Source organism: Basfia succiniciproducens, from assembly GCF_011455875.1.
Classification (GTDB): domain Bacteria; phylum Pseudomonadota; class Gammaproteobacteria; order Enterobacterales; family Pasteurellaceae; genus Basfia; species Basfia succiniciproducens.
The window spans coordinates 339,781-359,385 of the sequence record NZ_CP015031.1 but is presented as its reverse complement, the minus strand read 5'-3'; the positions used below and the strand labels follow the sequence as shown (position 1 = coordinate 359,385).

Annotated in this window: 19 protein-coding genes; 10 read left to right on the top strand and 9 right to left on the bottom strand. The window is 42.3% G+C overall.

The window, feature by feature from the left end; all coding sequences use genetic code 11:
- Positions 1-15 precede the first annotated feature (15 nt).
- Positions 16-657 (top strand): DUF1919 domain-containing protein, encoded by a 642-nt coding sequence (locus tag A4G13_RS01670; protein WP_011199949.1) that lies wholly within the window; start codon positions 16-18, stop codon positions 655-657.
- A 260-nt stretch (positions 658-917) separates the two neighbouring features.
- A complete protein-coding gene (gene accA / locus A4G13_RS01665) occupies positions 918-1,883 on the top strand; it encodes an acetyl-CoA carboxylase carboxyl transferase subunit alpha (RefSeq protein WP_011199947.1) in 966 nt (321 codons plus the stop codon).
- A 108-nt stretch (positions 1,884-1,991) separates the two neighbouring features.
- Here the strand turns inward: accA and A4G13_RS01660 are convergent, their stop codons facing one another.
- From A4G13_RS01660 to A4G13_RS01635, 6 genes are all read right to left on the bottom strand, one after another.
- Positions 1,992-3,416, bottom strand: coding sequence for an alanine/glycine:cation symporter family protein (locus A4G13_RS01660; RefSeq protein ID WP_090654782.1), 1,425 nt, complete (start codon positions 3,414-3,416; stop codon positions 1,992-1,994).
- 363 nt (positions 3,417-3,779) lie between these two features.
- On the bottom strand, positions 3,780-4,112 hold the full coding sequence (locus A4G13_RS01655) for a branched-chain amino acid transporter permease (RefSeq protein ID WP_011199944.1): 333 nt from the start codon (positions 4,110-4,112) through the stop codon (positions 3,780-3,782).
- A gap of 9 nt (positions 4,113-4,121) precedes the next feature.
- Positions 4,122-4,847, bottom strand: coding sequence for an azaleucine resistance protein AzlC (gene azlC, locus A4G13_RS01650; protein ID WP_090654706.1), 726 nt, complete (start codon positions 4,845-4,847; stop codon positions 4,122-4,124).
- A 15-nt stretch (positions 4,848-4,862) separates the two neighbouring features.
- Positions 4,863-5,789: a LysR family transcriptional regulator gene (locus tag A4G13_RS01645; RefSeq protein ID WP_090654704.1), complete on the bottom strand. Its 927-nt coding sequence runs from the start codon at positions 5,787-5,789 to the stop codon at positions 4,863-4,865.
- A 204-nt stretch (positions 5,790-5,993) separates the two neighbouring features.
- A complete protein-coding gene (locus A4G13_RS01640) occupies positions 5,994-6,974 on the bottom strand; it encodes a sigma 54-interacting transcriptional regulator (protein WP_176752349.1) in 981 nt (326 codons plus the stop codon).
- Positions 6,975-7,061: 87 nt separating this feature from the next.
- A complete protein-coding gene (locus tag A4G13_RS01635; RefSeq protein ID WP_243739738.1) occupies positions 7,062-8,177 on the bottom strand; it encodes a TIGR01620 family protein in 1,116 nt (371 codons plus the stop codon).
- Positions 8,178-8,370: 193 nt separating this feature from the next.
- On the opposite strand from A4G13_RS01635, the gene fumC reads away from it, so the two are divergent.
- Positions 8,371-9,768: a class II fumarate hydratase gene (gene fumC, locus A4G13_RS01630; protein ID WP_090654700.1), complete on the top strand. Its 1,398-nt coding sequence runs from the start codon at positions 8,371-8,373 to the stop codon at positions 9,766-9,768.
- A gap of 105 nt (positions 9,769-9,873) precedes the next feature.
- Positions 9,874-10,482: a hypothetical protein gene (locus A4G13_RS01625; RefSeq protein ID WP_011199938.1), complete on the top strand. Its 609-nt coding sequence runs from the start codon at positions 9,874-9,876 to the stop codon at positions 10,480-10,482.
- Between the two features lie 42 nt (positions 10,483-10,524).
- Here A4G13_RS01625 and ycfP read toward each other — a convergent pair whose 3' ends face one another.
- The 3 genes from ycfP to nfsA form a co-directional block, all read right to left on the bottom strand.
- Positions 10,525-11,064 (bottom strand): alpha/beta hydrolase YcfP, encoded by a 540-nt coding sequence (gene ycfP, locus A4G13_RS01620; protein WP_011199937.1) that lies wholly within the window; start codon positions 11,062-11,064, stop codon positions 10,525-10,527.
- 72 nt (positions 11,065-11,136) lie between these two features.
- Complete coding sequence (locus tag A4G13_RS01615; protein WP_090654698.1) at positions 11,137-12,036, bottom strand: ATP-grasp domain-containing protein; 900 nt, start codon at positions 12,034-12,036, stop codon at positions 11,137-11,139.
- A gap of 6 nt (positions 12,037-12,042) precedes the next feature.
- Positions 12,043-12,765 (bottom strand): oxygen-insensitive NADPH nitroreductase, encoded by a 723-nt coding sequence (nfsA, locus tag A4G13_RS01610; protein ID WP_090654696.1) that lies wholly within the window; start codon positions 12,763-12,765, stop codon positions 12,043-12,045.
- A 123-nt stretch (positions 12,766-12,888) separates the two neighbouring features.
- On the opposite strand from nfsA, the gene A4G13_RS01605 reads away from it, so the two are divergent.
- From A4G13_RS01605 to A4G13_RS01580, 6 genes are all read left to right on the top strand, one after another.
- Positions 12,889-13,152 carry a GrxA family glutaredoxin gene (locus A4G13_RS01605; RefSeq protein WP_011199934.1) on the top strand — a complete coding sequence of 88 codons (264 nt, stop codon included), beginning with the start codon at positions 12,889-12,891 and terminating at the stop codon, positions 13,150-13,152.
- Positions 13,153-13,481: 329 nt separating this feature from the next.
- Complete coding sequence (argA, locus tag A4G13_RS01600; RefSeq protein ID WP_011199933.1) at positions 13,482-14,801, top strand: amino-acid N-acetyltransferase; 1,320 nt, start codon at positions 13,482-13,484, stop codon at positions 14,799-14,801.
- Positions 14,802-15,057: 256 nt separating this feature from the next.
- A complete protein-coding gene (locus A4G13_RS01595) occupies positions 15,058-16,653 on the top strand; it encodes a lactate permease LctP family transporter (protein ID WP_011199932.1) in 1,596 nt (531 codons plus the stop codon).
- Between the two features lie 87 nt (positions 16,654-16,740).
- Positions 16,741-17,472 carry a (Fe-S)-binding protein gene (locus tag A4G13_RS01590; protein WP_011199931.1) on the top strand — a complete coding sequence of 244 codons (732 nt, stop codon included), beginning with the start codon at positions 16,741-16,743 and terminating at the stop codon, positions 17,470-17,472.
- Between the two features lies 1 nt (position 17,473).
- Positions 17,474-18,886, top strand: coding sequence for a LutB/LldF family L-lactate oxidation iron-sulfur protein (locus A4G13_RS01585; protein WP_011199930.1), 1,413 nt, complete (start codon positions 17,474-17,476; stop codon positions 18,884-18,886).
- The gene (locus tag A4G13_RS01580; RefSeq protein WP_090654694.1) at positions 18,886-19,587 is read left to right on the top strand and encodes a LutC/YkgG family protein; all 702 of its coding nucleotides are present in this window, start codon (positions 18,886-18,888) and stop codon (positions 19,585-19,587) included. The genes A4G13_RS01585 and A4G13_RS01580 overlap by 1 nt, the downstream gene beginning before the upstream one ends.
- Positions 19,588-19,605: the final 18 nt, after the last annotated feature.

Below are 19,605 nucleotides of genomic sequence, written 5' to 3'. Positions count from 1 at the left end.
CGAGACTATTCCAATATGCAAAATCTCATAAAAAAAGCGATCGAAAAAATACGTAATCAAGTAAATAAGCAATTTCGCCGTTCTATTAATAGAAAAAATCAACGCTTATTAACCAATCATGAAATGTCGGTGATTGCCAGCAATTGTAACGGCGCTTTTATTTTGCATGATTTGGCGGAACAATTCCGTTCGCCTTTCGTTAATCTTTATCTGGAACCTGCCGACTTTGTTAAATATCTGCAAAATATTCATCATTATATGCAGGCGGATTTGCAGTTTATTAAAACGGATAAAGCCTATCCCGTAGGCAAATTAGAGGATTTAACCGTTTATTTTATGCATTATCATTCGGAACAGGAAGCCCGTAACAAATGGATCGAGCGAACCAAACGAATCAATCTGGACAATTTATTTATCCTGATGACTGATCGCGACGGCTGCCGTTATGAAGATTTAAGCGCCTTTGATAAACTGCCTTTTGCGAATAAAATCGTGTTCACTCATAAAAAATATACCGAATTTTCATCCGCACTTTATATTCCCGGTTTTGAAGCGCAATCGCAAGTGGGCGATTTATTTGAATTTTCCGGTTGGAACGGGAAGAAATTTTACGATCAATTGGATTATGTAAACTGGTTCAATACGGGAAAATATTAGGGTCTGCTTATCTTTTATAAACGGCTGCGACGAAGTTTATAAAAGATTAACGGCCCTAAATCATACGTAATAAAGTGATGAGCCTGATAACAGGCTCAACCTGATAAAAAATTCAATAATTTCACTGATTTTTTCCGCAAAAAAGCATAGAATATGTTACTAAATTGCACACCTATAAAAATACTGGTAAAGTGCGACATTATTTTGTGATAACTAAGGTCTGTTTTCTTTTATAAACAGACCCTATATTGAGAAAAAAAATGAGTCAACAAAACCAAACAGAATATCTAGATTTTGAATTACCGATCGCAGAGCTTGAAGCAAAAATCGAATCTTTACGTTCGGTAACGGATCAAGACAGCAAAATCGATCTTGACGATGAAATTAAACGCTTGCAGAAAAAAACTGCCGAGCTTACCAAAAAAACCTTTGCTGACCTAGACGCATGGCAAGTTTCTCGTATGGCTCGTCATCCGAACCGCCCTTATACTTTAGATTATATTTCCCGTATTTTTACCGAATTTGAAGAATTAGCCGGCGACCGCGCTTTTGCAGACGATAAAGCAATTGTCGGCGGTTTGGCGCGTTTAGACGGTCGCCCGGTGATGGTTATCGGCCATCAAAAAGGGCGCTCGGTCAAAGAAAAAGTATTACGCAATTTCGGTATGCCGGCGCCGGAAGGTTATCGCAAAGCATTACGTTTAATGCAAATGGCGGAACGTTTCCGTTTGCCAATCATCACCTTCATTGATACGCCGGGAGCGTATCCGGGCGTTGGTGCGGAAGAACGCGGTCAATCGGAAGCCATTGCCCGCAACCTGCGTGAAATGTCAACATTAACCGTGCCGGTGATTTGTACGGTTATCGGCGAAGGCGGTTCCGGCGGGGCGTTAGCTATCGGTGTGGGCGATAAAGTCAACATGTTGCAATACAGTACCTATTCGGTAATTTCACCGGAAGGTTGCGCGTCAATCCTGTGGAAAAGTGCGGAAAAAGCCTCTACCGCCGCTGAAGTGATGGGATTAACGGCCAGCCGGTTAAAAGAACTTGAGCTAATTGACAATATCGTGACCGAGCCGTTGGGCGGTGCGCATCGTCAATATGACGAAATGGCACAAGCATTAAAACAACGCATTTTAAGCGATCTTGAAGACCTTGATATACTAGATAAAGAAACCTTATTAGATCGCCGTTATCAGCGTTTGATGAATTACGGCTACGTGTAAAAACAAAAAAAAAACGGTAAGTACCAACAATACTTACCGTTTTTTATTACAAAATACAGAGTCGGCTTGAAATTTCCTCAAAAATGACCGCACTTTTTATCCGTAAAACTATCTTCTGTTCCACAATCGTTGATCAAGGCGCAGTTTTAATAAACGCGGATGTAACATAATATCTAATACCGGTACAATACCCTGCTTGGCTTGACGGTGATAATCCTTTAATAACAGCCACACAATAGGCGACAAAATAATCAGCGAAACCAAATTAATCATTGCCATTACCGCCATTACCGTATCGGCAAACGCCCACACAATTCCACCGGAATTAACCGCGCCAAAATATACAAAAAACAGCACCATAGCGCGAAACAGATTCACCACAACAGGGTTATTTTTTATAAAACGGATGTTACTTTCGGCATAAGCGTAATTGCCGATGATCGAAGAAAAGGCAAACAACAACAAAATAAACGCCAGAAAATGCAAACCGAACTCACCCATATGATACTTTAATGCGTTTTGAGTAAGTGAAATGCTTTGCAACTGTTCGCCACCGTAATTATCGGATAATAAAATAATAATCGCGGTGCAGGTACAAACCACCATAGTATCCACAAATACTCCCAGCATTTGAATCAATCCTTGACTTGCCGGATGTTTCACATCGGCGGTTGCCGCCACATTGGGTGCCGATCCCATCCCCGCTTCGTTAGAAAATAATCCCCGTTTGATCCCCAGTAACATCGCTTTTGACAACATAGCGCCAAAAACACCGCCCGCCATGGCGGAAAAATCAAAGGCGCTACGGATAATCAGGCTGATTACCGACGGAATCCGATCGTAATGTATTAACAAAATACTGACGGCAATCAGCAAATATACCAATGCCATTACGGGTACAATGCGGGCTGAAAATTTACCGATACGTTTAATGCCGCCAAAAATAATAAGCGCGGTTAATAACACCAGCCCCATGCCCACATAATGTTCATCCCACAGCCAGGCATTGCGGGTTGCCTCAACAATCGAATTGGACTGTACCGCATTGAAGGCAAAGCCAAAGGTAAAAATCAATGCAATGGCAAAGGCCGCCGCCAACCATCGGGAACCTATGCCTTGAGTAATGTAATAGGCGGGACCGCCGCGAAACGAACCGTCCGCTTCCTTAATTTTAAATAATTGAGCTAATGAAGACTCGGCAAAAGCACTGGACATACCGATTAATGCGGTGAGCCACATCCAAAAAACGGCACCGGGTCCGCCAAGTGCAATGGCGGTTGCTACACCACTGATATTCCCTACCCCGACCCGGCTTGCCAGCCCGGTTGCAAAAGCCTGAAACGGCGTTAAGGAATCGCCCTGAACCTCACGCCCGAACCACATTTCCCGCAGACTATGCGGAAATAAACGGATCTGAACAAAACCTGTGGTTATCGTGAAAAATAATCCGACACCGAGCAAAATCACGATAGTAGCATCCCATAACGGACCTTCCACATTATCTACCAACCAGTGAATTCCCTGCTCCACCATAATGACAAAATCGTTTAACACGCCAAAATACCTTTTTGCATTCAATAGAAATAAAAGGGCGAATTTTAATCATTTTTTGTTCAATTACCAGCAAAATAGATATATTAATTAAAAAATATTACATTAAATTAAATAATATTTAATTCTTACCTATTTAATCCGGCTAAATTAGAAAATAGTTAAATATTCTCTTTGTTATATAAAAAAACAGCACTACTTCGCAGCAGTGCTGAATTTATATTGATAAAAGTGCGGTCAAAAAACGAGAAATTTTGAGCCTTGGCTTTGCCAATAACGCCGAAAAAGCGAACGCTCCTTTCAAAAATTATAAATTAAAATTACAAATTTTTGAGAAATAAAGCCCTAATTAACAAATACCGCCTGTACTAAAAACATATACAACCCGGTTCCCACCGCCATTGAAAGAAACATATTTTTCTTCCACAGATGTAGCGCTAATGTAATTAGCCCCGCCAGAAACTCGGGAAAACCGTGAAACCCGCTGAAAATATCCACATTTTTATAGCAATAGATCACCAGCATGCCGAACATTGCCGCCGGCAAAACCTTACCGAGATAACGGATATATTCGGGAATCGGGCGATTTGGCGGGAAAATCAAAAAAGGCAACACACGGCAAATATGTACGCCTAAAATACCCATCCCGACGGTGATAATTTGTTCTGTCAGCGTCATTATTCTACCTTATTCAATGCGTTTCAATTTGCTGCTTAATTTAGGGCGACTCAATGTCAGCATAATCCAAATGCCGAGCAGAGACGGAATCAAAAATTGCTCTTTACCGACAATAATCAGGCTGGTCAGTGTGATGCCCAATCCAAGTAACGAGCTTTCATGGGATTTTTCTTTCAACCAGTTTTCGGCAAAAATAATGATGAATAACGCGGTCATGGCAAATTCGATACCTTTAAGATCAAAAGGCAGCATCGCGCCGAACAGATTGCCGATCCCCGCACCCATAACCCAATAAATTTGCAGATAAAGGCTCACAAAAAACATATACCAGCCTTTATTGATATGACTTGGGATTTTTGCCATATAATTCAATGAGAAAGCTTCATCTACTAATGAAGTAATCAAATACCAACGTTTTTTGCCTAAATGCCCGCCGTATTTTTCCAGCATCGAAATGCCGTAAAAAATTTGCCGTCCGCTCACCATTAAACAAATTAAGAATACATTTAACGGTGAAAAAGGCGCAACCAGTGCGGCGGCAACAATAAACTCAACGGAACCGGCATAAATAAGCAAAGCCATAAAAACCGGAAACAGCACGCCGAAGCCAAGCTGTTTCATATATAAGCCATAGGCGATACCGAGAAAGATAAAGCCTGCAATCATCGGGGCTGAATAAGGAAAAGCCGCTTTGGCCGCGTCCCGAACAGGGGTTTTTGATACGATTTCGGACATTTTTACAACAACCAATTATTCCAAAACAGACAACCCGGGCAGGGTGGAAAAACTTTGCGATTTAACGGTTTCATAAAAATCTTCTAAATACGCGCTATTTGCGTCTTCTTCGCGATAAGCTGCATAAAGATTACTGTACAAGCCGTTTTGCGTAATTTTGCGCGCTACCACATAACCCCGATCCAAATAAGGTTTTGCCGCCCAAAACGGCAGTGCGGCAACGCCCCTTTTGCTTGCCACCAATTGAATAATAGCAATGGTTAGTTCGCTGGTTCGGCGAATGGGGTTGATTCCCGCGGGTTTCAATACTTGACGTAGTAAATCCAGCATATCGTCCGGCACCGGATAGGTGATCCAGGTTTGATCGGCAAAATCTTCCGCCTCCCATATTTCCTTGTGGGCGAGCGGATGATCTTTCGCGCACAAACCGACCATTTCATAAGAAAACAACGGTTTATGAACAATGCCGTCGGTTTCTTCCACTTCCGAAACCACCGCCCAATCGGCGCGATGAGTAAGCAGCAAACCAACGGTATCCGTATGGAAACCGGATACGATATCCAATTCCACCAAAGGCCAGTGCTGACGGAAGCTGTCCATTGCCGGCATTAACCAGTCAAAACAGGTATGGCATTCCACCGCGATACGCAATTCGCCGGCTTCACCTTGTTTTACGCGGGAAAGATCCCGTTCCGCCGCAACCACTTTTGGCAAAATATCACTGGCTAATTGCAGCAAACGATCGCCAGCTGCGGTAAAACGCAAAGGATTACTTTTCCGTTCAAATAAAGGCAAGCCGTACTGCTCTTCTAACAATTTAATTTGATGAGAAAGGGCGGATTGGGTTAAATAAACCCGTTTGGCGGCTAGAGAAACGGAACCGGTTTCTTTCAGGGCAAGCAGAGTTTTTAAATGGCGCAATTCAAGAAATATAGGTTTCATTAGAATAATTCATCAAAACAGAAAAAATCATGAGCGATATTCTACCCCAATTCAGCGCCTGTTCAAAACGCTAACATCAGAAAAAAGTGCGGTATTTTTTGGAGGAATTTTGAAGATTTGATTTATCCGAATAATAAACAAAGCGCTCAAAGGGCAGTCTTACGACAAAAAATCTTAAAATTTTAACCGCACTTTTATCTCCGCTTATTTACCGATACCGTATTGCTTAAGTTTATTGGCAATGGCGGTATGGGAAACGCCCAATCGGGAAGCCAGTTTTCTTGTACTCGGATATTGTTCATAAAATTTGCGCAAGACGCTCGCCTCGAAGTTATTCATGATTTCTTCCAGGCTTTCATTGCCGAATTGCTCTAACGTTAAAGGCACGGTTTCATTCTCGGACAAATTTAAACCGTCGATGGTCAGTTTGTTATGTTCGGCAAGAGAACAGGCCCGATACAGCGCGTTATACAGTTCCCGCACATTGCCGGGCCATTGGTAATCTTTTAAATATTGTAAAAACTGCCCGTCAAATTCAGGCGTTCGAACGCCTAACCGGCGGCTGATTTGCCGAACAAAATTCTCGGTTAATACGGCTAAATCTTCTTTACGCTCGCGCAGCGGCGGGATTTGCAACGATAACACATTTAGCCGATGAAATAAATCACTGCGCACTTTTCCTTCATCCACATAATGCTGCAGTGAAATCTGTGAGGTGCAAATCACCCGCACATTGGCGTAATGTTCCTGTTCTTCCCCTACCCGGCGAAAAGTGCCGTCATTTAAAAAGCGCAATAATTTTGCCTGTAGATTTAATGACAATTCGGCAACGCCGTCCAATAATACAGTGCCGCCATTGGCGTATTCAAAAAAGCCGGTTGAAGTTTTATCGCCGTCGGCGCGACCGAACATTTCGCTCTCGGCATCCGTATCGGGCAACCCGGCGCAATTTACCGCAATAAATTTCTGATCTTTTCGCGCGCTTAAATTATGGCAAGCCTTTGCTATCAAATCCTTACCGGTACCGGTTTCGCCTTGAATAAGCAACGGCGCGTCAAGCAGGGCGAATTTTTTTGCTTTTTCAACCAACGCCGCCATTTTAGGGCTTAACGCAACCACATCCGTAAAATTTTCATACTGATTCACTGTAAAATGCGCTGACCTTTTAGCAGTATTTTTCGACATAGTTTTCCCTACAATTGACCGAATAAAATAATTGCCTTCATCATACCCTTTCACTGTAAACATTTAAAGATTAATGGCAACTTTTATTTACATTTTCTCTTTATCTTTTATTTTAGACGAGGTAAAAACCGTTGATTTTAATGTACTTAATAATTCCCGGTGAATCGCCGTTAATTTCGGTTTTTCTTGCTTGCTAAATACCAGCGGGCGACAAAATTCCATGGCTTTAATACCTAAACGCGCGGTTAACAAACCGACACCGATACCCTGTGCCGCTCGTGCCGAAAGCTTGGCGGCGATATCTTGCGAAAGCCAGTCCATACCGATTTCCTGTGCGAGCTCCGTAGCACCGGCAAACGCCACATTTAAAAGCACCAAGCGAATTAACCGCAAACGGCTCGCATAACCTAATTCAATACCGTAAAGTCTGGCAATGCGATTTACTAACCGAATATTCCGCCACGCGATAAAAAACATATCCACCAATGCTAAAGGGCTGATTGCCACAATAGTACCCGCCTCAACGGCACTTTTGGTCACTAATTTAATCGCTTTGGCATCAATCGGCTTTAACAGGGTTTGGCTGAATAAATACGCCACTTCCTGCGCCGAATAACTTTCATTAATTTGCTTCTGCCATTGATTTAATGCCGGATGTTGCGGTTCCAGATTCATAGACTCGGCAATTTTTAAACAAAGCTGCTTGCCGCTTTCACTATCCTGTGCCGGCAAATCTTGCTCGAAATTCACCGTACTTTTTTGCAATAAAGTTTCACTTTGTCGCTGTAAATCAATATGCCGGCGCAATATGGCTAACCGTCGCCATTCTCGGAATAATGCGGAAAAACCAAGAATCACCACAAATAAACTGACCAGAGCAAAAACGAAATAGATCCACTGCTGTTGCTGCCATGTATCAATCAGCCATTGAACGGATTGCGCAACGGTTGCCCCGAAGAATAAAACTGCGGTCAAAATCAGCAATTTTTTCCACCATCTTGGTTTAGGCGTTAGGCTTTCCGTTAAATTTTCAGTCAACAATTCGCCTTCTTGCCCTAGTGAGGACTCGCCGGTTAAATCTTCCGGGTCAAGCCGCACATCGGCATCAGTTATATCGGTAAATTCCTGTTTCGCCACAAAATCGGTCGGTTCTTTCGAATCTTTTGGATTTTCCGATTGATTAAAAATAATTTTGTCGTTCATTTTGCTTTTCTTCATTCATTTAGTATTTACTAAATTATAAACATCCGCTGCGGTTTTGTAAAAATAAGGCAAAATTAAACGAAAATGATCTAAATCACAAAAAACGCTTTTCGTAAATTTTCTTCATTTCAATCCTACCTCCCAGGTGTTAGAATCAGTTCAAATTTTTTATTTATTACAATGAGGTGATACAATGACAGCGTTTCGTATTGAAAAAGATACTATGGGTGAAGTGCAGGTTCCTGCAGATAAATACTGGGCGGCACAAACCGAACGTTCTCGCAATAATTTTAAAATTGGTCCTGCGGCATCTATGCCACATGAAATCATTGAAGCATTCGGTTATTTGAAAAAAGCCGCTGCTTTTGCAAATACAGATTTAGGTGTTTTACCTGCCGAAAAACGCGATTTAATCGCTCAGGCTTGCGATGAAATCCTTGCCCGTAAATTAGACGACCAATTCCCGTTGGTAATCTGGCAAACCGGTTCGGGTACGCAATCTAACATGAACCTGAACGAAGTTATCGCTAACCGCGCCCATGTGATCAACGGCGGAAAATTAGGTGAAAAATCTATCATCCATCCGAATGACGATGTAAACAAATCCCAATCTTCAAACGATACTTACCCGACTGCAATGCACATCGCGGCATATAAAAAAGTAGTTGAAGCCACTATTCCGGCGGTTGAGCGCTTACAAAAAACCTTAGCGGCAAAAGCTGCAGAATTCAAAGATGTGGTGAAAATCGGCCGTACTCACTTAATGGACGCAACACCATTAACTTTAGGTCAGGAATTCAGCGGTTATGCGGCGCAATTAAGCTTTGGTTTAACTGCAATTAAAAATACCTTACCGCATTTACGCCAATTGGCATTAGGCGGTACCGCCGTAGGTACAGGCTTAAATACGCCTAAAGGTTATGATGTGAAAGTTGCGGAATATATTGCGAAATTCACCGGTCTTCCGTTCATTACCGCAGAAAACAAATTTGAAGCTTTAGCAACCCATGATGCCATTGTGGAAACCCACGGCGCGTTAAAACAGGTTGCCATGTCATTATTCAAAATTGCTAACGACATTCGTTTATTGGCATCCGGCCCGCGTTCAGGTATCGGTGAAATCTTAATTCCCGAAAACGAACCGGGTTCGTCAATCATGCCGGGTAAAGTAAATCCGACTCAATGCGAAGCCATGACAATGGTTGCCGCACAAGTGTTAGGTAACGATACCACCATTTCATTCGCAGGCTCACAAGGTCACTTCGAACTAAACGTATTTAAACCGGTAATGGCGGCGAACTTCCTGCAATCAGCTCAATTAATCGCGGACGTTTGTATTTCATTTGACGAACATTGCGCAACCGGTATTCAACCAAATACACCGCGTATTCAACATTTGCTAGACAGCTCATTAATGTTGGTAACCGCATTAAATACCCATATCGGTTATGAAAATGCGGCGAAAATTGCGAAAACCGCACACAAAAACGGCACTACATTACGTGAAGAAGCAATCAATTTAGGCTTAGTTTCAGCCGAAGACTTCGACAAATGGGTGGTACCTGCCGATATGGTTGGTAGCTTGAAATAAGTAAATTTGTGAATAAATTCGAAAAGGCGACATAGGTTCGCCTTTTTTCTTTTCATTATTTTGCTATAATCAGCAACAATTTATGTTTAGTAAGAAATTTTTTTTATGAAGATTAAACCGCTTTTCTTATCGCTTTTCTGTCTCGCGCCCGCTGTGCTCAATGCACAATGGGCTAATGTGGGCAAAGCCGATTATAACTGGGGTCCGTTCCTTGTTTATACCGTTTCATTTGATACTGAAAACGGCGAATATCAAGATCATCAGTCACCGCTGATGTTTTCATTCGACTATGCAAAACCGGTTGAAGGAAAAAATTTCTCTATTATTTTAATTAAAGAAATGACCTCATTAGGCGCAACTAAAGAGCAAACGGAAAAATGGTTAAAGGAATTATCCGCAATACCAATGCCGGATTTTTTACCCAATGATCGTTTAAGCTATATTGCGTTAGAGAATACGGGTTATTTTATTTTGAATGATCAGGTGTTAGATCATTATTTTGATGCGGAATTTAACCAATACTTTATTCAGGTTTGGTTATCAGGCAAAACCGGCTTTGCGCGATTGCAAAATCAATTACTCGGCAAAGAAAAAGGCACGGTAACGGAAAGTTATCCGAGAGCGCCGGCAGTTGTACCGCTCACCGAAGAAGATGCGGACCCGCAATTACCGCCGAATTATCAATTAACAGACAGAACAATTATTAATTGCTAACTTATTCCATTCTATAAGGACGCCACAAGGCGTCCTTATTAATTACGCCGCTTTAAATTCTTTTAGGCGCTGAATATATGGCGCGATATGTTTGAATTGATGTGCATCCGTATCGTCCCAAATCACTTCATAATAATGGGATAACAAGGCTTCGGAACGTTTAGGATCCACCACTTTGTCATTTTTTGATAAGAATACAAGGCACCGGCTTTGGTTTTTTTCGCGAAAATCTTCAATACATTTGGTTTTAATATCAAGATATTCTTCCGGACGGTCTATTTTGCCTTCCATATTTTCTTCCGGAAATAAATTCGGATTCAAAATAATTTGCTTAACACCGCACAAAAAGCCGACCCGCTCAGCCCAATAACCGCCCAAACCTACACCGCAAATCATCGGTTTATCATCTTGAGTTTCAGAAACTAATTTATGGGTCTCATTCAGGATATAAGTCATGTCATGGCGAGGGTGAACCGTACTATAACTGATAACTCGCACATCAGGATCAATCATTTTTAACTGCATCACATTCTCATAATCATCCGGTCGGCTGGATGAGAAACCATGTAAATATATAATCATAATTTTCTCCTTTAAAACTGACTTTATCTTACCCCTAAGTTGGCAAAAACAAAATGTTGTTTAACGATTTTTTCACAAACCGGCAATTCTCTTTTCTAAATAAGCAATCATTTGTGTTGCCACATCAATGCCGCTGGTTTTCTCTATCATCTCCAATCCCGGACTGGCATTTACTTCCAACACCAATAATCCCTTTTTAGATTGGATCAAATCCACACCCGCTACATCCAATCCTAATGCTTGAGCCGCGCGTACGGCAATAAGCTTTTCATCATCGCTCAAAGTTATTTGTTGAGTTATGCCGCCACGATGACAATTGGCTCGGAATTCGCCTTTTTGTCCGCTACGTTGCATAGCGGCAACAACTTTATCGCCAATCACAAAACAACGGATATCCGAAGCTCCGGCCTCGCCGATAAAGTCCTGTAACAAAACCGGAATATGAGACAGCGTGAGAGTTTCCATAATACTGACCGCACTTTGCGAGCGATCGGCGAGGATAACGCCGATACCCTGCGAACCGTTGAGCGTTTTCAAAATAGTCGGTGAAGAAACCTTCTCTACCGCGCTTCCCGCTTGGAAATCCTGCCCGGCAAACACCGTTACCGGCACGGCAATATTCGCAGCGGCTAACGCCTGTAAACTCAGCCATTTATCTCGCGCAAGAGCAAAAGACGCAGGGTTATTTAGACAGGGAATATTTTTCGCCGCTAAATGGGTTAACACCGAACAGCCCATTTTTGTACTTTGCGTACCAAAACGGGGAATTACCGCATCATAATCAGGTAATAAATAGGGCGTTCCTTGATTAGGCTGATAATACAATGCAAAGTGCGGTCGATTTTCCTGAATTTTTAACAAAAAACGATTCGGATCCAAAATATCCATTTTATGACCCGCATTTTCCGCCGTCATTTTTAAACGGCGGCAGCTATACAAATTTGGTTCGCGACATAGCATCAATAGTTTCATTGCAGCCTACTTTTTCACAAAACCCTGTTTTTGCAAATAACCCAATACCTGCGGACGAACGGGTTTACCTAAGGTTTTCGCCACATTACGAGACCAATCCATATCCGCTTGGCTGCGTTTTTTATAATACTCCGCCACTTCTTTGTCATAATCGTTCAACATCGTTTTATCCAACGGCCGATATTGATTTTCAAAAAACATCAGTTCCTGCGGTAAACGGGGTTTTAACGGCGGATTCTGATCCGGATAACCTAAACACATTCCAAACAACGGCACGACATATTCAGGCAAATTCAACAGCTCGCCGACTTTTTCGATTTGATTGCGGATAGAACCGATATAAACACCGCCTAACCCGAGGTTTTCAGCGGCGGCCAACACATTTTGCGCCATAATACCGGCATCCACCGCACCGATTAACATTACTTCCGTATAATCCAATTGCGCCTCCGGGCAAATTTGTTTGTGTTTATTAAAATCCGCACAAAATACCCAAAATTCCGCCGCACTTTCAACATAAGCCTGCCCTGATGCACAAAGCATTAATTCATGACGCAGTTGCGGCTGCATAACCCGAACAATTGAAATACATTGCAAATGGTTGGAACTGGACGCAAAACGTGCCACATCGACTAATTGCTCAATAATATCCGACGCTATTTGCTGTGATTTAAACTGACGAATAGAACGATGGGATAATAGAGTTTCGATAAAATTCTTCTCTGACATAATCACCTCCTGATAAGCTGTTTGATATATTACACCAATCGCAATAATGCTGAAAAACACTTTATTGTTTTGTTCTTTATCAAGTAAAATGCAAAAAGTATTTCAAACAAGAAGGAAAAAATCATGTTCGTAGTTATTTTTGGTCGCCCTGGTTGCCCATATTGTGTACGTGCTAAAAACTTAGCAGAAAAATTAAAAAACAGCTTAGATGATTTCGATTATCGTTATGTTGATATTATTGCCGAGGGCATCAGCAAAGCGGATTTATCAAAATCCGTCGGCAAAGAAGTGGAAACCGTGCCACAAATCTTTATTGATGAAAAACCAATCGGCGGTTGCACGGATTTTGAAGCTCTAATGAAAGAACAATTTAATATTGTTGCATAAAAAGATTGTTCCCCCCCTCAGTCACTGCGTGACAGCTCCCCCCATAAAGGTGGGAGCGATATTTTGCCTATTACAATAGCGCTAATGTCATTCAGCCCATTCCCTCCCCCGCGAAGTCGGGGGAGGTGCCTGAAAGGCGGAGGGGGAAATTCTTCCCCTTAGTCACTGCGTATCTGTTCCCTCCATAAAACTAAGAGCGAAAAGTTGCGTTACATGACAACGTCCATAGTAAAGGTTGATCGAAAAAACACTTTAATTTCCCTTGCATATTGATTAAAATGAATATAAATTCAAAATAAGTGAATAATTATATAAACGGATAATAAAATATGCGCAGTACAGAATTAGTTCAATGGTTTAGACAATCAACACCTTATGTCAATATGCACCGCGGTAAAACCTTTGTCATTATGCTTGACGGAAACACTATCGCCAGTAGTAATTTCATTAATATCATTAATGATATCAGCCTGTTGCATAGTTTAGGCATTAAATTAATTATTGTTTACGGCGCAAGAGTCCAAATTAATTCCTTATTAGCCCAAAATAATGTCACTTCCGTTTATCACAAAAATATTCGAGTGACCGATCCGAGAACATTAGAATTGGTCAAACAGGCGGTCGGTCAGCTTAGTTACGATATTACGGCGCGCCTTTCCGTACGTTTGCCGCATTCACCTGTTCTGAATGTAGTGAGCAGCAATTTTATTCTTGCTCAGCCTATCGGCGTGGATGACGGCGTCGATTATATGTTAAGCGGGAAAATCCGGCGTATCGAAATTGATAATATTAAACATCATTTGGATAATAATGCCATTGTGTTGCTGGGACCGATTGCCCCGTCGGTAACAGGCGAGACATTTAATTTACCGTTCGAAGAAATTGCGACTCAGGTTGCAATAAAACTTAAAGCGGAAAAACTTATCGGCTTTAGTTCCACTCAAGGTATTCTCGATCCGCAAGGCATATCTATTCCCGATTTATTACCGCAGGATGCGGCAAAATATCTCAATCAATACATTCAGCAAGGCGAATATCATTGTTCCCAAGCACGTTTCCTGCAGGCGGCGATTGAAGTTTGTAAAGCGGGCGTCAAACGTTCTCATTTGTTAAGTTATGAGGAAGACGGTTCCTTATTACAGGAATTATTCACCCGTGACGGTGTGGGAACCCAGCTTTCCGTTGATAATTCGGAAGATATCCGTATCGCTACGGTTCAAGATATTCCGGGATTAATCGAATTAATTCATCCGCTTGAACAGCAGGGGATTTTGGTCAAACGTTCCCGTGAACAGCTTGAAATGGACATTGCCAATTACACCATTATCGACCGGGACGGCGTGATTATCGCTTGCGCCGCCTTAAACCAATATCCGGAAGAAAATATGGCGGAAATGGCGTGCGTGGCGGTTCACCCGGATTATCGAAGTTCTTCCCGCGGGGATATTTTATTAGAAGCCATTCAGAAACGGGCAAGACAGTTAGGCATTGAAAAACTATTTGTGCTCACGACAAGAACCGTACATTGGTTCCAAGAACGCGGTTTCCGTCTTGCCAATGTGGAAGATCTACCGAAAGAAAAGCGCGATCATTATAACTATCAGCGTCGCTCAAAAATTTTGATTCAGCCGTTGAATGAAGAAGAATAAGTGAAAAATAATTTATATCAAAGGTGAGCGCTTTGCTCACCTTTTTTACATTCTATTAACGCCGGTTTTCCGATTTTTATTTAACACCTCTTTATTATTAATTTAACTTATTAAATTTACTCATTTTTTAATTTCCACAAATTTTCTGTAAATATTTTGTTAACTAAGTCACAATTTAGCAATTTTTAACTTTTTTATTAACATTTTTTTAATATTATACAGACTTCCGTATTAACATTTTCGATAAGGAATCAATATGGCGTTTTTCCTCAGTATTCTTCCAATTATTTTACTTATTTATTTAATGGTCAAACGTAACGCTTGGCCCTCTTATGTCGCTTTACCCTGGATCGCAGTTTGCGTTTTAATTATTCATCTCGCTTTTTTCGGCACCAATATTGCTATCGTTAGCGCAAACGTAACGGCAAGTATCATTGCCGTACAAACACCAATCACCGTTATTTTCGGCGCTATCTTATTCAATCGTTTCTCCGAAGTATCCGGGGTTACGAATACATTACGCAAATGGTTGGGTAATATTAACCCTAATCCGGTCGCGCAATTAATGATTATCGGTTGGGCGTTTGCCTTTATGATTGAAGGCGCCAGTGGCTTTGGTACGCCGGCAGCTATCGCCGCGCCGATTTTAGTAGGATTAGGCTTTAACCCGATTAAAGTAGCCGTTTTTGCCCTAATCATGAACTCCGTACCAGTTTCTTTCGGTGCGGTAGGTACACCGACCTGGTTCGGTTTTGGCCCGTTAAACCTTAATGACGAACAAATTCTTGAAATCGGTTCAATGACCGCCCTTATCCACTGCTTCGCCGCTTTCGTTATTCCGTTACTCGGTTTGAGAATTATGGTAGGTTGGCAGGAAATCCGTAAAAATATTTTATTTATTTACCTCAGCGTGTTTGCTTGCGTCGTCCCTTATTTCCTGATTGCACAATTCAACTATGAATTCCCTGCGTTAGTAGGCGGCGCTATCGGCTTATTAATCTCCGTATTAGCGGCAAACCGTAATATCGGTCTTGCCCGGGTGGAAAACAACCTTGATAACAACGCGGTATCTTTCAAGGAAATCAGCAAAGCATTGTTACCGACAGGTATGCTAATTGCGATTTTAATCATTACCCGTATTCAACAGCTTCCGTTTAAAGCATGGATGAATGACGCCACCACTTGGTTCGCCGTTCGAATCGGTTCGCTGGGCGACTTTGAAATCAGTCGCGGTTTGATTTTTAGTTTAAAAAATATCTTCGATACCAGCGTTAGCGCAAGCTATAAACTACTTTATGTACCGGCGTTTATTCCGTTTATCGTTACCGTATTAATCGCCATCCCGTTGTTTAAAGTGTCATTCCGTAATGCGACAGACATTTTCGGTGACAGCTTAAAACGCAGTAAAAATCCGTTTATCGCGTTGATCGGTGCGTTAATCATGGTGAATTTAATGTTAGTCGGCGGTGAAGGCTCAATGGTGAAAACTATCGGTAAAACATTTGCGGAAACCACAGGTGAACACTGGACGTTATTCTCCTCCTATCTGGGAGCCGTCGGCGCGTTCTTCTCAGGTTCCAATACCGTATCCAATTTAACTTTCGGCAGCGTACAACTTTCTACCGCCGAATTAACCGGCTTATCCACAACGCTCATTCTTGCCTTGCAATCTGTGGGCGGTGCAATGGGTAATATGGTTTGTATAAACAATATCGTTGCCGTATCCTCCGTGTTAGGCACCAATAATCAAGAAGGTAATATTATTAAACAAACTGTACTGCCGATGATTATTTATGGCATTATTGCCGCATTGGTAGCGCTTTTTGTAATCCCGTTATTTTATAATATTTAAAATTTACTAAAAATCGACCGCACTTTTTCTCCAAATCAAATCTAAAGTGCGGTGGATATTTTGATTTTTTCACGTTAGGAGTGATAAATGAACGTTAACTTTTATGTAACCTGTTTAGCAGATGTAGTAAAAGCCGGTGTTGCCAAAAACACCGTACTTTTACTTGAAAAACTTGGCTGCAAGGTTATCTTTTTAGAAAAACAAGGTTGTTGCGGACAACCCGCCCTCAATAGCGGTTATACCAAACAAGCTCTGCCCGGAATGAAAAATCTGGTGGAAACATTTGAAGTCAATGATTACCCGATTGTCGCCCCGGCAGGTTCTTGCGTTTACGCAATTAAAAACTACCCGGAATATTTTACCCGTTTTAACGAGCCGCAATGGGCCGAACGGGCGCAAAAAATCGCAGATCGTTTTTATGATCTCACGGATTTCATCGTTAACGTGCTTGGCGTCACCAACGTTGGCGCAACCTTAACCGGCAAAGCGGTTTATCATCCGTCTTGCAGCCTTTCCCGTAAACTGGGCATTGTAAAAGAACCGGTTTCTTTATTACAGCAAGTGAAAGGCTTAACCCTGTTACCTATTGCAAATCAACAAACCTGCTGCGGCTTCGGCGGCACATTCTCCGTGAAAATGGCTGAAATTTCAGGCGAAATGGTAAAAGAAAAAGTCGCCCATATTTCCGAAGCGGATCCGGATTATTTAATCGGTGCGGACGTAAGCTGCCTAATGAACATTGCAGGGCGCCTGGAACGCGAAGGCAAAAAAGTGAAAGTTATGCACATTGCCGAAGTATTAATGCAAGAGGAGAAATAAAATGTCATTAAAAACAAGCAACCTTGCATTTAAAGAACGTGTAAACCATGAAGTTAACAACGAGATCATGCGTAAAGCCGTGGTTAAAGCGCAGGAAACCATCGGAGCAAATCGCCAAAAAATGGTGGACGAATTAGGTCATTGGGAAGAATGGCGTGATCTCGCCAAACAAATCCGTAATCATGTTTTACAGAATCTAGATGCTTATCTTTACCAGCTGAGCGAAAACGTGATAAAAAACGGCGGTCATGTGTTTTTTGCCGAAACCGCCGAAGAAGCCACCAATTATATCCGTCGTATCGCCCGTGAAAAAAATGCCAAGAAAATTGTAAAATCAAAATCTATGGTAACGGAAGAAATCGGTTTAAATGCGGTACTTGAACAAGACAATATTCAAGTTATCGAGACCGATTTAGGCGAATATTTATTACAGATTTCAGGCGATAAACCTTCTCATATCGTAGTACCCGCCATTCACAAAGATCGTCATCAAATCCGTAAAGATTTGCATGAAAAACTAGGTTACGAAGGTGCTGAAACACCGGAAGACATGACCTTGTTCGTACGTAAAAAAATCCGTCAGGATTTCCTGGAAGCGGACATCGGTATCAGCGGTTGTAACTTCGCCGTTGCGGAAACCGGTTCCGTATGTTTAGTGACCAACGAAGGAAACCTGCGTTTAGCCACTACTCTGCCGAAAACCCACATTGCGGTAATGGGTATGGAACGTCTTGCGCCTACTTTTCAGGAAGTTGACGTCTTAATCACCATGCTTGCCCGCAGTGCCGTAGGTGCCAAACTAACCGGTTACAATACCTGGTTAACCGGTCCTCGCCTTGAAGGCGAAACCGACGGTCCTGAAGACTTCCATTTAGTTATTGTGGATAACGGACGTTCCGACATCTTAGCCAGCGAATTCAAAGAAGTATTGCGCTGTATCCGTTGCGGCGCCTGTTTAAATACCTGCCCGGCTTATCGCCAAATCGGCGGTCACGGTTACGGCTCAATTTATCCGGGTCCGATCGGTGCGGTTATCTCGCCACTACTTGGCGGCTACGAAGAATTTAAAGATTTACCGTATGCCTGCTCTCTTTGCACCGCTTGTAATTCCGTGTGCCCGGTACGTATTCCGCTTGCACAATTAATCAATAAACACCGCGAAAAAATGGTCGCGCAGAATCTTCGTCCTCCATTGGAAAAACTTTCTATTTTGGGTTTCAATTTTGCCAACTCCCACCCGGCGGTATGGAAAGTCGGCGTTAATATGGGCGCTAAGCTAATGAATAAACTCATTAAAGACGGCAAAGCGCCGATTTCTGTAGGTGCTTTGGGCGAATGGACAAAAGCCCGTAATTTACCGCAATCCGACGGCGAAAGTTTCCGTGACTGGTTTAAAAAAAGAGGGAGTAACTAATGGATTTCCAACATAATCGAGAACAATTTTTAAATCGTTTAGCGGCAAAAATGGGGAAAGCCCGCAGTTTCAGTCCACAAGCGATGGAAGAACCGCTAAACCGCTATCCGACCGAGCGTTTAACGGAATTATCACAAGCGCAACTATGCGAAGAATTTGTCAATTTTGCCAAAGTGATGATGGTTGACGTCAAGGTTTGCCCGGAATCCGACGTTGTTTCGAGCGCACTTTCATTATGCGAAAAATACGGCGGAAATTCCGTTATTCTAAACGACGACGAGCGCTTAACCCGGCTTGGCATAACTCAGGCGTTACAGGAAAAATATCCTTGCCATATTTGGTCGCCGAAAACCGGGCAACAAAACATTGATAAAGCGGAAAAAGCGAATATCGGCGTTGTTTATGCGGAATACGGCTTGGCGGAATCCGGCGGCATCGTACTTTATTCGCAGCCGGAAAGAGGGCGCGCCGTAAGCTTACTGCCGGAAAAATCCATTGTTGTGCTACGCAAAAGTCAAGTGCTTCCGCGCGTCGCTCAACTGGCAAAAGTGTTGCACGATAAAGCGCAAAAAAGCGAACGTATGCCCTCCTGCGTTAACATCATTTCAGGTCCGAGTTCCACTGCGGATATTGAATTGATCAAAGTAGTAGGCGTACACGGCCCGGTTGCAAAAATCTATTTATTGATTGATGATTTGTAATCGCATTCGTCGAGATCA

Excerpts from the sequence above, each read along its gene's own strand:
- A4G13_RS01670 (WP_011199949.1), top strand. The coding sequence starts at position 16 with ATGCAAAATCTCATAAAAAAAGCGATCGAAAAAATACGTAATCAAGTA.
- accA (WP_011199947.1), top strand. The coding sequence starts at position 918 with ATGAGTCAACAAAACCAAACAGAATATCTAGATTTTGAATTACCGATC.
- A4G13_RS01660 (WP_090654782.1), bottom strand. The coding sequence starts at position 3,416 with ATGGTGGAGCAGGGAATTCACTGGTTGGTAGATAATGTGGAAGGTCCG.
- A4G13_RS01655 (WP_011199944.1), bottom strand. The coding sequence starts at position 4,112 with ATGACGCTGACAGAACAAATTATCACCGTCGGGATGGGTATTTTAGGC.
- azlC (WP_090654706.1), bottom strand. The coding sequence starts at position 4,847 with ATGTCCGAAATCGTATCAAAAACCCCTGTTCGGGACGCGGCCAAAGCG.
- A4G13_RS01645 (WP_090654704.1), bottom strand. The coding sequence starts at position 5,789 with ATGAAACCTATATTTCTTGAATTGCGCCATTTAAAAACTCTGCTTGCC.
- A4G13_RS01640 (WP_176752349.1), bottom strand. The coding sequence starts at position 6,974 with ATGTCGAAAAATACTGCTAAAAGGTCAGCGCATTTTACAGTGAATCAG.
- A4G13_RS01635 (WP_243739738.1), bottom strand. The coding sequence starts at position 8,177 with ATGAACGACAAAATTATTTTTAATCAATCGGAAAATCCAAAAGATTCG.
- fumC (WP_090654700.1), top strand. The coding sequence starts at position 8,371 with ATGACAGCGTTTCGTATTGAAAAAGATACTATGGGTGAAGTGCAGGTT.
- A4G13_RS01625 (WP_011199938.1), top strand. The coding sequence starts at position 9,874 with ATGAAGATTAAACCGCTTTTCTTATCGCTTTTCTGTCTCGCGCCCGCT.
- ycfP (WP_011199937.1), bottom strand. The coding sequence starts at position 11,064 with ATGATTATATATTTACATGGTTTCTCATCCAGCCGACCGGATGATTAT.
- A4G13_RS01615 (WP_090654698.1), bottom strand. The coding sequence starts at position 12,036 with ATGAAACTATTGATGCTATGTCGCGAACCAAATTTGTATAGCTGCCGC.
- nfsA (WP_090654696.1), bottom strand. The coding sequence starts at position 12,765 with ATGTCAGAGAAGAATTTTATCGAAACTCTATTATCCCATCGTTCTATT.
- A4G13_RS01605 (WP_011199934.1), top strand. The coding sequence starts at position 12,889 with ATGTTCGTAGTTATTTTTGGTCGCCCTGGTTGCCCATATTGTGTACGT.
- argA (WP_011199933.1), top strand. The coding sequence starts at position 13,482 with ATGCGCAGTACAGAATTAGTTCAATGGTTTAGACAATCAACACCTTAT.
- A4G13_RS01595 (WP_011199932.1), top strand. The coding sequence starts at position 15,058 with ATGGCGTTTTTCCTCAGTATTCTTCCAATTATTTTACTTATTTATTTA.
- A4G13_RS01590 (WP_011199931.1), top strand. The coding sequence starts at position 16,741 with ATGAACGTTAACTTTTATGTAACCTGTTTAGCAGATGTAGTAAAAGCC.
- A4G13_RS01585 (WP_011199930.1), top strand. The coding sequence starts at position 17,474 with ATGTCATTAAAAACAAGCAACCTTGCATTTAAAGAACGTGTAAACCAT.
- A4G13_RS01580 (WP_090654694.1), top strand. The coding sequence starts at position 18,886 with ATGGATTTCCAACATAATCGAGAACAATTTTTAAATCGTTTAGCGGCA.